This window comes from Acidicapsa borealis, from assembly GCF_059115245.1.
In genome coordinates this window covers 3027255-3041395 of record NZ_JCACNY010000001.1, presented here as the reverse complement: position 1 = coordinate 3041395, position 14141 = coordinate 3027255, and the positions used below count along the sequence as shown (strand labels likewise).

General features: G+C 59.7%; 11 protein-coding genes. 8 read left to right on the top strand and 3 right to left on the bottom strand.

Annotated features, from left to right (window positions below):
* Positions 1 to 54 precede the first annotated feature (54 nt).
* A complete protein-coding gene (locus AC5S27_RS12495) occupies positions 55 to 645 on the top strand; it encodes a YciE/YciF ferroxidase family protein (RefSeq protein ID WP_493934886.1) in 591 nt (196 codons plus the stop codon).
* A 133-nt stretch (positions 646 to 778) separates the two neighbouring features.
* Here AC5S27_RS12495 and AC5S27_RS12490 read toward each other — a convergent pair whose 3' ends face one another.
* A complete protein-coding gene (locus AC5S27_RS12490; RefSeq protein WP_493934885.1) occupies positions 779 to 1171 on the bottom strand; it encodes a response regulator in 393 nt (130 codons plus the stop codon).
* 242 nt (positions 1172 to 1413) lie between these two features.
* Between AC5S27_RS12490 and AC5S27_RS12485 the strand changes: the two genes are divergently transcribed.
* The 5 genes from AC5S27_RS12485 to AC5S27_RS12465 all read left to right on the top strand — a co-directional run bounded on the left by AC5S27_RS12485 (position 1414) and on the right by AC5S27_RS12465 (position 7636).
* A complete protein-coding gene (locus tag AC5S27_RS12485) occupies positions 1414 to 4833 on the top strand; it encodes a carboxypeptidase-like regulatory domain-containing protein (protein ID WP_493934884.1) in 3420 nt (1139 codons plus the stop codon).
* 102 nt (positions 4834 to 4935) lie between these two features.
* Entirely contained in the window at positions 4936 to 5358 is a 423-nt protein-coding gene (locus AC5S27_RS12480; RefSeq protein ID WP_493934883.1) for a response regulator, read from the top strand.
* A gap of 176 nt (positions 5359 to 5534) precedes the next feature.
* Positions 5535 to 5846 (top strand): hypothetical protein, encoded by a 312-nt coding sequence (locus AC5S27_RS12475; protein ID WP_493934882.1) that lies wholly within the window; start codon positions 5535 to 5537, stop codon positions 5844 to 5846.
* Between the two features lie 24 nt (positions 5847 to 5870).
* The gene (locus AC5S27_RS12470; RefSeq protein ID WP_493934881.1) at positions 5871 to 6776 is read left to right on the top strand and encodes a C39 family peptidase; all 906 of its coding nucleotides are present in this window, start codon (positions 5871 to 5873) and stop codon (positions 6774 to 6776) included.
* 143 nt (positions 6777 to 6919) lie between these two features.
* Positions 6920 to 7636, top strand: a complete 717-nt coding sequence (locus AC5S27_RS12465; protein WP_493934880.1) for a hypothetical protein — start codon at positions 6920 to 6922, stop codon at positions 7634 to 7636.
* Positions 7637 to 7657: 21 nt separating this feature from the next.
* Here AC5S27_RS12465 and AC5S27_RS12460 read toward each other — a convergent pair whose 3' ends face one another.
* A complete protein-coding gene (locus AC5S27_RS12460) occupies positions 7658 to 8140 on the bottom strand; it encodes a DoxX family protein (RefSeq protein WP_493934879.1) in 483 nt (160 codons plus the stop codon).
* Between the two features lie 263 nt (positions 8141 to 8403).
* On the opposite strand from AC5S27_RS12460, the gene AC5S27_RS12455 reads away from it, so the two are divergent.
* Complete coding sequence (locus tag AC5S27_RS12455) at positions 8404 to 11964, top strand: chitobiase/beta-hexosaminidase C-terminal domain-containing protein (protein WP_493934878.1); 3561 nt, start codon at positions 8404 to 8406, stop codon at positions 11962 to 11964.
* 96 nt (positions 11965 to 12060) lie between these two features.
* On the opposite strand, the gene AC5S27_RS12450 is transcribed toward AC5S27_RS12455, so the two are convergent.
* Positions 12061 to 13032: an AraC family transcriptional regulator gene (locus AC5S27_RS12450; protein WP_493934877.1), complete on the bottom strand. Its 972-nt coding sequence runs from the start codon at positions 13030 to 13032 to the stop codon at positions 12061 to 12063.
* 198 nt (positions 13033 to 13230) lie between these two features.
* Between AC5S27_RS12450 and AC5S27_RS12445 the strand changes: the two genes are divergently transcribed.
* Entirely contained in the window at positions 13231 to 14121 is an 891-nt protein-coding gene (locus AC5S27_RS12445; RefSeq protein WP_493934876.1) for an SDR family oxidoreductase, read from the top strand.
* The last annotated feature ends 20 nt before the right edge of the window (positions 14122 to 14141 follow it).

Sequence of the window (14141 nt, the reverse complement as noted above, 5' to 3'; positions counted from 1 at the left end):
TCTCACAAACGGGCACCAATCCGATTCACATCGACTCGCAAGGGAGAAGCATCAATGGCACTCAAGGACGTTCTCATCGACGAACTGCGTGATATGTACAGCGCAGAAAACCAGCTCATCAAAGCCCTGCCAAAACTGGCCAAAGGCGCAAAGAACACCGAGCTGAAAACCCTCTTCACCGCCCACCTCGCCGAAACCAAGGGCCAGGTCGACCGCCTCAAGCAGGCCTTTGGCATCCTCGGCACAAAACCCACCGGCGAACACTGCAACGGCATGGAAGGCGTCATCGAAGAAGGCGCGGACGCACTCGAAAAAGACGAAGAAGGCCCATCCTTCGACTCCGGCATCATCGGCGCCGCCCTCCGCACCGAGCATTACGAAATCGCCGGCTACGTAGCCGCCATCGACATGACCAAAACTCTCGGCCTCTCCGACGTCGAAGCCCTACTGACAGAAAACCTCAACGAAGAACTCTCCGCCGCGAAGAACATCCAGGCCGTCTCCCAATCCATCTTCCAGGAAGCCTCCGGCCAGCCCGAGGAAGAAGAGGAAGCCCCCAAAACCGCAAAAGAGAAGACCTCCGCAAGAAAGAGTAAGGAAGACGAAAAGAAAGCCGCTCCAGAACTAAAGAAACGCAGCAAATAAAACAAGATGAGGCCGCCAACCCGGCGGCCTCACTTATAAGCCTTTTGGTTTGTAATTCTGCAGGAAATCTGCTGTTGCAATCTAAGAATAGAAACGCATTTTCACGGTCTAACAAATAAAACGAGAATGCATCCTACCAATTCATAAACCTTCTCCGCCGCCGGTCCACGCTCTTCCGAATCACCGCATACACCTCTTCCATCGCCACCGGATACGTCAGGAAAGCATCCCCTGGATGCCGCGACCCCGGCACCGAACCCTGCGCGGTATGAAACACCACCGCCACATTCGCTGTCCGCGGATCGTTCCTTAGCTTCCTGCACACCTCAAACCCGTTCATATCGGGCAGATTCATATCCAGCAGCACCGCATCCACCGGATGGTTCTGCGCAGACTCCACACCAGCCCCGCCAGTCAACACATGCGAAGCATCAAACCCAGCCAGCTGCAACAACTCCGCCAACCCCTCGGCATGCGCCTTGTTGTCATCAATCACCAGCACCCGAATTGCAGCTTCCCCCGTCAACGTGCTCTCCGCCTAATCTCTTTGTTTAAGTATCGAAATACCTGCATACCAGCATAACCTGCATGGTACCAACCCACGAGAGAACCCAGCACTGCATAAGGATTTCCTCAAAGAACCCTATGCAATTCATCAGGAATTGATTGCCATTCCATAAATCCAAAGCCAGTCTTTAGGGAATCTTGATAGCTTTGCGAGTCTCCTCAACTCAGGGCGGTTGCCAGATAAACCGCCAGGAGACCATCATGAAACGCCACAGAAAGAAAAAGAGCATACCTTCTACCGTCCTGATACTCGCCCTACGTACACTCTCGCACCGAGCTTTTCTCCGCACCTGCGCCACCGTCCTCGTCGCTTTGGCTCTCTGCACTCAGGTCACGCTCGCGCAATCCACCTTCGGCAGCATCCGCGGCATCGCTCAAGACAACTCCGGCGCAGTCCTTCCCGGCACACAGATCACCCTCCACAGCATCGACGAAAACACCGACCGGCTCATCAAAGCCGACGACGCGGGCAATTTCGTCCTCGAAAACGTGAAAGCCGGCCACTACACCGTCCTCGGCCATCTAGAAGGCTTCGCCGACACCAGGCTCAACGGAATTACCGTGGAAGCCCGCCAGGACCTCCGTCTCAACCTCACCCTAACCGTCGCCGCCAACACCACCACGATCGAAGTCACCAGCGCCGCCGACCAGATCAACACAGAAAATGCAGCCATCGGCGACTCCAAAGACAACACGCAAATCACCGAACTCCCGCTCAACAACCGCGCCACCACCACCAGTCCGCTTGGCTCCTTGACCCTTTCGCCGAACGTCCAGCAGGACTCGAGCGGCAACATCGCCCTCGGCGGCGCCAGCTCATCCATGGTCAACTTCTCCGTCGACGGCATCTCCACCGCCAACGTCCGCCAGAACGGCGCCCTCCAGGATGCTTACCCCTCGCAGGAAGGCATCTCCGCCGTCAAAGTCACCGCCTTCAATAACAGTGCCGAATTCTCCCAGGTAGGCGACGTTACCTTCACCACCAAGAGCGGCACCTCTTCCTGGCATGGCAGCCTCTTCGAATATCTCCAGAACGACGCTCTCGACGCCTCACCCTACGGCTTCAGCGGCAAAGCCCCCAAGCGCTTCAACACCTTCGGCGGCTCACTCGGCGGCCCGGTAAGCATCCCGCATGTATCGGATCTCGGCGGCAAGACCTTCTTCTTCGCCGACTACGAAGGCAACCGCCGCACCACCGCCATCGCCCAGCAGTTCCTCGTTCCCACGCAGGACGAACGCAACGGCAATCTCTCCGCTCTCGGCAGCGATGTCATCATCCCCGAAGCCAGCATCACCCCCACAGCGAAAGCCCTGCTGGCCTACTACCCGCTGCCTAACGTCACCGGCCAGCCCAATTACAACTACGAGCACTTCCAGTCCACACCCGCCACCACCAATGGCGCGGATCTTCGCGTCGACCAGACCATCACCTCGAAGCAGTCGGCATACGCCCGCTTCAGCCGTAAAAACATCGCCTCTGACTACGCCAACCCGCTCCTGCCCAACGACGTAGACAGCATCCACAACCGCAGCCTGCTCGTCTCTCACACCTATGTCATCAGTCAGCGCCTGCTCAACGAAGCCCGCTTCGGCTTCACTAACGCCATCACCACTGTCAACTTCCCCATCGAAGGCGCAGATGCCATCGCCCAGCTTGGCCTGCAGGGCGTAGACCTAAGCCAGCACCCCACCACCCACGCCTTCCCAACCTTCAACTTCAGCGCCGGCACCAATTTCACCCCCATCGGTCGTGACAAAACCGGCTCGACGATCTCGAAGACGCTGCAGTTCAGCGACAATCTCACCTACACCCTCGGCAAGCACACGCTGAAGGGAGGCATCGACGTCCGCCGCCTACGCTACTTCGATACCGAGCTCTTCCTTCCCTCCGACGACTTCGGCCTCTTCACCTTCCAGCCCACCTTCACCGGCAACGCCTTCGGCGACCTGCTGGAAGGCACGCCGACCTCGATCTTCTTTGCCGTTTCCAGTCCCGACGTAGGCGGCACCGCCACCCAGTACAGCCTCTTCGCCCAGGACGAGTTCCAGCTCTCGAGCCGACTCACCCTCAGCTACGGACTACGCTGGCAGCTTCTCCCCAGCTTCCACGAAGACGGCGGCAACCTCGCCAACTTCGATCAGCGCAACAACTCCATCGTTGTACCCAACGAGCTGAGTTCCTACCTCACCAAGGACAACCTGCAGGCCTCCAACCTCGCCTTCCAGCAGTCCTTCAACGCCTGCAACCTCAACTACACCGCACTCCCTTGCACGAACTACGTCACGGCGTCACAGGACCATCTCCCACAAGGTCTCCGCAACACCTATCACTTCAACTTCCAGCCCCGCGTCTCCATCGCCTATCGCCCCTTCGGCGATACGAAAACGGTTATCCGCGCAGGCTTCGGCATCTACACCATGACCAACCTCGGCCCGCTCTCTTTCAACAACAGCGGCAACCCCACCTCCAACCTCCACACCTACGCCAATAGCGAAGTCACAGACGCGAACGGTACGCATCCGCTCATCCAGTTCCCCAACACCGCACCCGCCTCAGTAGGCGTCCAGTACGGCGGCGGCAGCCTGGACCAGGGCGTTGACCCCGACTACCGCGACCCGCAATCCAACCAATGGAGCCTGACCGTAGAGCGTCAGCTCGGCGCCAGCACCTCCCTCCGCGTTAGCTACGTCGGGATGCACACCTATCGCCTCAACATCACCTCGGACCTGAACCAGATACCCGCCAGCACCACCCCCTACTCCACCACCGCGGCCAGCCCGTACGTGGACCCCCGCGCCCAATACCTCAACTGGTTCTCCCTCTACAGCACCTTCAACCAGGGCAAATCCAACTATCGTGCTTTCGAATTCGAAGCCACCCATCGCATGGCCCACGGCCTCTACTTCGACGCCAACTTCACCCAGTCGAAAAACCAGGCCGACAACCAGGGCGATGCTCCCAGTTCCTTCGCCGGAGAAGTCAATTACGGCATCCCCGTAGCCGACCGCTTCCACATCGACCGCAACTACGGCAACGTCGAAGGCACCCGCCGCCAGCGCTTCCTCCTCACCGGCGTCTACCAGCTTCCCTTCGGAGCCGGTCGCGCCTTCCTCAATCACAACGGCCTGCTCGACCGCGCTCTCGGAGGATGGGAACTGACCAACGTCACCCTGCTCGAAACCGGTCCATGGCTCACCCCTTCGATCAGCGGCAGTTACGACCAGTCCAACACGAACGTAGTCAACCGCGGCGCCATCCTCCGCCCCGACGTCGTCAGCACCAACTACTCCGCCGGCCGCTCCAACGCTCACTACTTCAACCCCGCCGCCTTCGCCCCAACCCCCTCCGGAGCAGGCCGCTTCGGTAACGCCGGCGTCGGCATCCTCGAAGGGCCTGGAACCGCAGCCGTCAGCCTCGGCGTCGGCAAGAACATCAAGATCTCCGAGCACCTGAAAGGCCGCTTCGAGTCCACCTTCACCAACGTTCTCAACCACACCAATTTCGCCCCACCCACCACTCAAATCGACAACACAGCAGCCTTCGGCGTCCTGAGCGCCCCGCAAACCGCTGAAAATGCAGGCAATCGCACCGGCCAGGTAGCATTCCGTCTGGACTTCTAAACCGCATCAAACTGCATCGAAAACCACAAGAGGCGTGTTCCGAATCAAGCTCCGGAGCACGCCTCTGTGCGAAAACCACCTCTTCAAGCGATAATCATTCCCATGATCCGCCCGTGCTTCCTCGTCATCGACCGCGAAACCTCAAGTTCCATCTCCACCCGGAAGCTCATCCTGGAGACCGCCAAGTTCAACGTCATCACTGCCTACAGCTCAGAAGAGGCCATCCAGACCCTGAAGAAGTACCCCGCCCTAGACGGAATCGTCGCCGACGCCGTGATGACTGACCTCTCCTGCGAAGAGCTCGTAGACGCCCTTAAAGACATCAACCCGACCATCCCCATCGTCGTCATCGCCAGTCCGCGCTGTACCCCCAGCAAGCGCGCCGACCACGTCCTCGACAGCTTTGACCCCCGCAAGCTCCTCGGTCTCCTGCAAAGCCTCTTCCCGGAAGCCACCATCCAGATCGAAAAGCGCAACGAAGATCTCGAAGACCGATATCACCAGGTTGAAGGCTCCAGAAAATAACCGTCCTCACAAATCCGTCCTCCGCATCGCAACATCCAGAAATACCCCTCCCCCCAAGCTCCCGTCACAGTTTCGGCTCCGAAACCACTCCTATTGCGGCGGACACTTCCGCCGCGTTCGGAGCAATCCCGCTTCGCCACCCTAAGCCGATAACCACCCACCATCGGAGTCCGGCAATGCCACAGACCATTCGCAAATTCTGGGGACCCCTCCAGGGCCGTACCACGCTCAATTTCAACTGGCCCATCATCAACCACGACTCGGTCGTCCTGGTCACCGCTTCGGAATACGCTGCCGCCGTACCCGCAAGCAACGAGCACCGCTTCATCGGCGCTGCCTCCATCACCGTCGAAAACATTGCACCCCACGGCCCGCCGTTCGACCCCAACCACGGCGTCACCTTTGTCGTGAATGTCGATTGGGGCGCACCCCTCACCATCGTCACCGACATCACCGTCCTTGACGCCCCGCCCATTGAAGTGGACTAAGCCTGCACCCATAAGGAAAAAGCGATGCCCAAGACCATTCGCAAATACTGGGGAGCCTTCAAAGGCCGAGTCACCCTCAACTACAACTGGCCCATCATCGACCAGGACTCAACCGTCCTCGTCACCGTCAGCGAATACGACGCCCGCCGCGTCCGCTTCATCGGCGCAGCCTCCATCACCGTCGCCAACATCGCCCCCCATGGCCCGCCCTGGGACGGCAATCACGGCGTCACGTTCGTCGTAAACGTCGACTGGGCTTCACCCCTGAACATCGTCACCGACATCACGGTTCTCGATCAGAAACCCGTCGAGGTCCAGTCCTACACCCCACCCACCCCGAATAACATCGGCCTCCGTATGCAATATCAGGAGTCCGACGAGTGGTGCTGGATCGCCGTCGCCACGAGCATCAACCACTTCTACCACCCCAACAGCACCTGGACGCAGTGCAAGGTCATGACCGACGTCGGCCAGCGCATCAACAAGTTCGCCAGCAACACCAGCGGATGCCCCAGCAGCGCCGTCATCTCCGCCAACCCCGCACTCGCCAACGCGCTCAACAATCCATACAGCTCCGCCGCCGAGTACATCCTCGACAATCCCAACTACGGGGTTGATCGCGAATACCTCAAATCGGGGGGCGTCTCCGACCCTCTAACCACCACCGGCAACTTCGCCAGCTACCACGGTTCCGACCTCACCCTCGCGCAAATCACCGCCGAGATCAACGCCGGGCACCCCATCGCTGTCGACATCACATGGAACAAGGCAAACTCAGGCTCCCACGTAGTCGCCATCGCAGGCGTCTCCGGAGACAACCTGCTCATTCTCGATCCTGCCAATGGCACTTCAGTAGTCCGCTTCGGCGTCTTCCCCAGCACCTACTTTGACGGCGCCAAGCTGGACGGCTACACCTTCACCAAATCCTGAAGAACTCACACTGGAAAAGGAAGCGGCCCCATTGTTCAGGAATGGGGCCGCTCACTGGCTGAAATTTCGCTAATTGAGTTGAAAAGCCTGAAAAACCCGTAGAAGATAATCCCGTCGACTCAAGCCATGGAAAGGCACGTACGATGGCCACCACATCTCTGCCCAGCCGCACCAAGCAGCCCGTTCTTTATCCATACGCGCAGTGGTATTTCTTCCTCGCCATGGCCATTACGTGGCTTGGCTTCTCCCGCACTTACTTCGTCGTCATCACAGCGGAACCATTCATCCATCACATCCACGGTGCGCTCATGGGTGGCTGGATTGCCCTCCTCATCCTCCAGCCCATCCTCTATCAGCGCGGCAAACTCCAACTCCACCGCACTCTCGGTCGCTGGGGAGCCTACATTCTCGTCCCCGGCATTGTCGTCTGCGGCTTCCTGATGGTGCAGCGAATGCTCGCCCTCGGCACCGCACCGCCGTTTGTCATCGACCAGTTGGCCTTCCTCGACCTCGCTTCACTGATCGTGTTCCCAACCCTCGTCATCCTCGCCATCTTCTACGGACGCAACACCGACCTCCACGCCCGCTACATTGTTTGCACCGTCCTGCTCCTCATGCCACCGGCCCTCACCCGGGCGCTGTTCATGATTCCGTCGATGCGATCTTTCCAGGTCAACGGAAACACAGCGGAACTCCTCGTAGACCTCGTGCTCATCGTCCTCATCGCTGGCGATTGGCGCCGCGGCAAGATATATGCCCCCTACCCTCTTGCGCTTGCCACCTTTACGGCATTGACGGTGGCCTCAAACTACGCCAAAGACTGGGCCTGGTGGCACCGCCTCACGAGTTGGATCGCCTGAGATGCGAATATGAGTGAAATCTCACTCTGCATCAGAATCACCTACGCTCTTCCGCCCGCAAACACCAGTTGACCAGAGCGCCCACGCCACCAGCAGCGGCTGAAAAAACAACCGCGCGAACCGCTTCTGATCCGTATCCAGTCCGAACGCGCTGCGCCGCTGTGTGTACTGCGAAATATTCCCCGGAAAAATAGCGGTAAAGAACGCGCCTGCCACCAGTCCCACCAGCCGCTTCTGCTTCGGCAGAAACAGCAGCGCAGACCCCAGAGCAATCTCCACCACCCCCGACTGCAGAACCACGGTATCCGTGTCGATTCCAGTCAGCTCCGGCACCCAGTCCGGCACCTGCGCCTTGAAATCCTCCCGTGCAAACGTCAGGTGCGAAGTCCCCGCCGTGGCCAGCATCACTCCCAGCGCAATCCGCGCCGCATCTTGCGCTCGGCTTGTCGCGATCTCCCGTTTCCCTGCAACTTCATCTTCCAGTTCATTCAGCAGCTGAGCCATTTCGAGCCCTCCATCCCCGCTTGGATGCCAAAACCAGAGACGCCGCCGTCAGGACCCCGATCCTGCTACCCGGTCGACGACACACCCCAAGGCCTAAAAGCCTGTGAATAACCAGCCGCGAGGCAAAATCCGGAATCGTGAAATAAATCCCTGCGCAATGACAGTTCCGGGAGATTCCCTGCGCAATGAGAGGTAAGGGCTGACAGCTTCCCCCGATGCGACCAGGCCTGGACCCATGTCTGCGAAAGAGGAAGGTAACTAGTATGGCGACGGCGACGAATCAGCTTCCACACGAATCAATCGTGCACCTGCCTTCGAAAGAAACCCGAAATGCGGGCAAACAGTCAGGTCAAAGTTCTTGCGCCACGACCGGCTTCCGCTGGTGGGCATGGCTCATGTGCCTGGTCGCCGTTGCATCGGCCCTGCCGCTTTCCGCAAGCGCGCAAACCTTTAAGCCAGTACCGGCCCTGAGTTTCAGCAAGACCTTTGGGGGCGACAACCCTCTTCCTCAGGTCATCACGATCGCCAGCACAGGTACGGCCTTTGACTTCAATGCCACCGCGACGGCAACCACCGGCGGCGCCTGGCTGACCATTACGCCGAGCTCCTTTGGATGCTGCGCTGCAACCCCGACCACAGTCACCGTAACCGCAAATCCCGCAGTGACTCTGGCCGCAGGTACCTACACCGGCCAGATCCTCGTCAAGTCCAACTCAGGCACCACCACCATGACGATTCCCGTCAGCCTGACGGTCCACGCAACCACCGACACCTACTTCGATCAGGTGGCCGGAGGTTTGACCTTCACTATGCAGACAAACTCCATCGCGCCCCCCGCGCAAACCATCTCGATTCGCAATGCCGGCACCGGATCGCTGGCCTGGACCTCGTCCGTCAGCACATCCGATGGCGGCGCCTGGCTCAGCATGGCAGCCGCAAGCGGTACCGCGCCCTCCGTAGCGAACGTCAGCGTCAATATCGCAAAACTCCCGGGTCTCGGATTGACCGCAGGAACCTTCACAGGGCAGATCATCCTGAAATCCACCAGCGACACGATAACCATTCCAGTCACAATGCAGGTTGGCGATTCCGTCTTCCGCCAGATCAACCCGATCAGCTTCACCAAGGCCTATTCAGGAGCCAACCCCGTCTCACAGGTCATCACCGTCGCCAGCACAGGCTCGCAGTTCGACTTCAGCGCGGCAGTGCTCAACTCAACCGGCGGCAGCTGGCTCACGATCACCCCAGCCTCCTACGGATGCTGCGCTGCCACTCCGCAGGCCATCACCCTCACCGTAAACCCGGCCGTTACCCTCGCTGCAGGCACCTACATGGCAGAAGTCCTCGTGCGGTCCAATGTCGGCGATGAAGCGCTCAGTATTCCCGTCACGCTCACCATCAATCCATCGACCGCAGCCTTCTTTGACGATATCGCCGGCGCTCTCAACTACTCCATGGCAACCGCCGGCACAGCCCCGCCCCCACAGATTCTCCAGTTGCGAAACGCCGGCACCGGCAGCTTGGTATGGACTGCCGCAACAACCACGGCGGACGGAGGCAAATGGCTGACGATCAGTGCCGCGAGCGGAACCATAACCACATCACCCGCTACATTGACAGTCACCGTGACACCGGCAAACCTGCCCGGCCAGGGGCTCGTAGCCGGAACATTTGTCGGACAGGTAGCCTTCCAGACAACTACGGGATCGGTGACCGTTCCAGTCACCATGGTTGTCGGCGCAGGAGTCTTCCGCCAGATCAACCCCCTCAACTTCACCAAGGTCTTCGGCGGAGCCAATCCACTGCCGCAGGTATTCACAGTTGCCAGTACAGGCACGGACTTCGATTTCAATGCCGTTGTGGTCAACTCCACCGGAGGCAGCTGGCTCTCCATCACACCCGCGTCCTACGGTTGCTGCGCCTCAACGCCGCAGGCCATCACCGTCACCGTCAATCCAGCCGTCACGTTGGCAGCAGGCACCTATCAGGCAGAAATCGTCGTAAAGGCCAATGCCGGCAGCCCATCCTTGACAGTACCGGTAACGCTGACCATTCAGCCGCCAACCGCAACCTTCTTCGACACTCTGCCCGGACAGTTGACCTTCTCCATGGTCACCAAGGGAGCCAATCCTCCGCCGCAGCCCCTCGAAATCAGAAACGCGGGAACTGGCACACTCACATGGACCGCCACCACCAGCACCGCCGACGGCGGCGCATGGTTGACCATCTCTCCCGCCAGCGGAACCGCGCCCTCAACTCCCAGCGTCGCCGTGACAACCTCGAAACTTCCAGGAGGCGGACTGACCGCCGGCACCTTCACCGGTCAGGTCACGCTCATCAATGGAGTCAATCGCGTCACCATACCGGTAACCATGATCGTCGGAGACTCCGTCTTCCGCCAGATCAATGGACTCGACTTCAACAAGCTCTTCGGCGGACCCAATCCGCTTCCGCAAGTGATCACCGTCAGCAGCACTGGAGCCGCATTTGATTTCAGCGCTGCAGCGGTAAGTTCCACCGGCGGCAATTGGCTGGTCATCTCTCCCAGCTCCTACGGCTGCTGTGCTGCAACTCCTCAGGTCATCACCGTGAGTGCCAACCCCGCAGTCACCCTCGCGGCCGGCACGTACACCGCAGAGATCATCGTGAAATCGAACGCAGGCAGCCCATCCATCGTTGTCCCCGTCTCGTTAACCGTTAACCCGCCAACAGCAACCTTCTTTGACGACCTGCCCGGAGGCATCAGCTTCTTCCAGGCAACCTCAGGAACCGCCCCCGCGGCACAAACAGTCCCCATCCGGAACGCAGGAGCAGGCACACTCAATTGGGGTGCTACGGTAACCACTTCAGACGGTGGCGCATGGCTGGCCCTCTCGCAGGCCACAGGGACCGCGCCGTCGAATCTGACCGTCAGCGTAAAGCCCGCCAGCCTGCCCGGAGGAGGGCTCGTTGCCGGAATCTTCAACGGAACCATCCTTCTCAGCAACGGAACAGACCGCCAAACCATCCCGGTCAGCTATGTCGTCGGAGCAAATGTCTTCAAGCCAGTTCCCGCTCTGTCATTCGCCAAGTCTTTTGGTGGAAGCAATCCGGCAGCACAGGTCATCAGCCTTGCCAGTACAGCCGCCGCCTTCGATTTCACAGGAGTCGCCACCAGCGCCACCGGCGGCAACTGGCTCACCATCACCCCATCTTCCTTCGGTTGCTGCGCCGCCACCCCTCTTTCCGTGACAGTCACCGTGAACCCGGCAGTCACGCTTGCAGCCGGTTCCTACGTCGGAGAAGTCGTCTTCCGCTCGAATGCAGGCGATCAGGGATTGGTCGTTCCCGTCACCCTCACCATCACCGGCACAGGAGCAACCGCAACACCAACATTCACACCGCCAGGAGGCAGCTACTCAACCACGCAGTCAGTCACGCTCAGCGACACCACACGGGGCGCGGCAATCTATTACACGCTCGACGGAACCACACCGACCACCGCCTCAAAACAGTACAGCCTGCCTATCTCGGTGACCGCCACAGAAACCATCAAAGCCATCGCAATCGCCCCCGGATTCACCCAGTCGGCACTCGGTACGGCCATCTACACAATCACAACTCCACCAGCCGCCACACCAGTCGCAACACAGACCGTAACCATCAGCGAAGCGACTACCGGAGCAACCGTCTACTACACCACCAACGGCTCAACGCCCACCACAGCATCAACGAAGTACACCGGCCCCATCACCTTCTCGACCAGCGCAGTTCTCAAGTTCATCGCGGTCGCAACAGGTTACTCTCAATCGGCTGTCCGGACAATAACCGTAACCGTTCAATAGAGCGTCCCAACAGCACAAGCAGGCGGCCCATTCCAACCATGGAATGGGCCGCCTGCTTGATGTAAACATTTGAAAAAGGGCATAACTTTGGTCGCTCTACCCTGCTGCCACGAGCTCCCGCGTGTGATCTTTAGAACTTCGCTTGGCAGGAATCGAACAGACCGTCCCCGACCGCGCGTATTGCCTCGGAGAACATCCCATCACGCGACGAAAAGCCTTGCCGAAAGCGCTCTCGGACTCATAGCCCAACGACTGCGCAATGGCAGAAAGACCATCCGAGGTACTCTTCAAACGATCCGCAGCCAACAGCATCCGCCACTGCGTGAGATATTCCATCGGCGTGACACCCACCGTCTCGCGAAAACGCAGCGCAAAAACCGACCGCGACATGCCCACGCGTTCCGCAAGCAACTGCAACGTCCAGCCATAGCCTGGATCAGAATGCATGCTGGCAATCGCAATGCTCATATGTCTGTCAGCCAGCGCAAAGAGCCAGCCGCGGCCAGCACTCGCCCCATCCGCCAGGTGCAGCCGCAGCGCCTGGATCAGCATCATGTAAGCAAGCTGTTGCGCAATCAGCGAGCTGCCCGGCTGCGGGTCGCGCAACTCCTCACGCATCCGCTCCAGCGACCAGCGCATCGCGGCCTTATCCGACTCACGACGGATGTGAACAATCGGCGGCAACGCCTGAAGCAGCATCTCCGCATGGCCGCCCGTCAGCTTAAAATGGCCGCCGGCAATGTACCGCGCAGCACCCGTGACTTCCGGTGTCTCGCTCCGGACGCCGAGCCGCGCAAAGGCCTCAGCATAGGGCATCGGTTCGAGCGAGAGGTCCGTAGTGAGCTGGAACGGAAGTCCACGCGGAAGCAGAAAGCAGTCTCCAGCCCGCAGCAACACCGGCTCTGCGACACTTTCCACCACCAACCAGCATTCACCCGCAAGCACTGCATAGCACTTGATCCCGTTATGCTTCGGAAAGTGAATGGCCATGTCGCCCAGCACCGCAAACCCTCCAGCGACATAGAGCTGCGGCTTCATCAGCGCCAGAACCTCCGACAGCGGATCCATCCGCTGACCCGATTCCAGGTTCAGCTGCAAAAGCGGTCGACCCGACCTTTGAGGCTCCGAATTGTGTGGCGGCAGGACGATTGAACCGATCATACGGACTTTCAGTATAGATCGTCCGCGTACTGAGCCCATCTACTATGGGACGGCATAAGTTGGCCCTTTCCAACACGGCCGCAGTCCACTTAAGGGAGACACATCATGCGTATCTTTGTCACCGGAGCATCAGGATTCATCGGTTCGGCACTCGTTCCAAGGTTAATCAAAGCCGGGCATAGCGTCCTCGGGCTTACCCGTTCCGAGGCAGGCGCCGAAGCACTTCGTACCGTAGGCGCCGACGTCAAATATGGCAACATCGAGGACCTGGACAGCCTGCGCGACGGGGTAGCCAACTCCGACGGAGTCATCCACCTTGCCTTCAACCACGACTTTTCGCAGTTCCAGAAAAACTGCGACGACGACCGCAAGGCGATCGAAGCCATTGGCGAAGTCCTCATCGGCTCCGACCGTCCCTTCATCATGACCTCAGGCACAGCAATCGCAGCGAGTGTGGACGGCAAGCCATCCACCGAAGATGGTCCAATAACCTCCTGGAATCCGCGCGCAGCCTCAGAAGCGATGATGAAGGAACTGACTGCTCGCGGCGTCAACACCACCGTAGTCCGTCTGCCGCAGGTGCATGACACCCGCAAGCAAGGCCTCGTTCCCTACATCACCGCAGCGGCCCGCGAAAAGCGCGTCTCCGCCTACATCGGCGACGGCAGCAATCGCTGGCCCGCCGCCCACGTCTCCGACGTAGCGCGGCTCTACCATCTCGCCTTCGAGAAGGCCGAACCCGGCGCAATCTACCATGCCGTCGACGAGGAAGGCATCTCCATGAAAGCTATCGCGGAAGCTCTTGGCCGCGGCCTCAAAGTCCCGGTTGTGAGCATCAAGCCCGAAGAGGCAGACACCCACTTCGGCTGGCTCGGCCGCTTCGCCGCGCACGATATGCCGTCCTCAGGCGCCATCACCCAGCAGAAGCTCAACTGGAAGCCCACCGGCCCCGGCCTCATCGCAGACCTCGACGGCATGGACTACACGCAGTTCTAAACCATCCAGCAGCGCACCGG

What these genes read in the sequence shown, in the direction of transcription:
- AC5S27_RS12475 (WP_493934882.1), top strand. Translation starts at nt 5,535, where the DNA reads ATGCCACAGACCATTCGCAAATTCTGGGGACCCCTCCAGGGCCGTACC.
- AC5S27_RS12495 (WP_493934886.1), top strand. Translation starts at nt 55, where the DNA reads ATGGCACTCAAGGACGTTCTCATCGACGAACTGCGTGATATGTACAGC.
- AC5S27_RS12450 (WP_493934877.1), bottom strand. Translation starts at nt 13,032, where the DNA reads ATGGATCCGCTGTCGGAGGTTCTGGCGCTGATGAAGCCGCAGCTCTAT.
- AC5S27_RS12445 (WP_493934876.1), top strand. Translation starts at nt 13,231, where the DNA reads ATGCGTATCTTTGTCACCGGAGCATCAGGATTCATCGGTTCGGCACTC.
- AC5S27_RS12470 (WP_493934881.1), top strand. Translation starts at nt 5,871, where the DNA reads ATGCCCAAGACCATTCGCAAATACTGGGGAGCCTTCAAAGGCCGAGTC.
- AC5S27_RS12485 (WP_493934884.1), top strand. Translation starts at nt 1,414, where the DNA reads ATGAAACGCCACAGAAAGAAAAAGAGCATACCTTCTACCGTCCTGATA.
- AC5S27_RS12455 (WP_493934878.1), top strand. Translation starts at nt 8,404, where the DNA reads ATGGCGACGGCGACGAATCAGCTTCCACACGAATCAATCGTGCACCTG.
- AC5S27_RS12460 (WP_493934879.1), bottom strand. Translation starts at nt 8,140, where the DNA reads ATGGCTCAGCTGCTGAATGAACTGGAAGATGAAGTTGCAGGGAAACGG.
- AC5S27_RS12465 (WP_493934880.1), top strand. Translation starts at nt 6,920, where the DNA reads ATGGCCACCACATCTCTGCCCAGCCGCACCAAGCAGCCCGTTCTTTAT.
- AC5S27_RS12480 (WP_493934883.1), top strand. Translation starts at nt 4,936, where the DNA reads ATGATCCGCCCGTGCTTCCTCGTCATCGACCGCGAAACCTCAAGTTCC.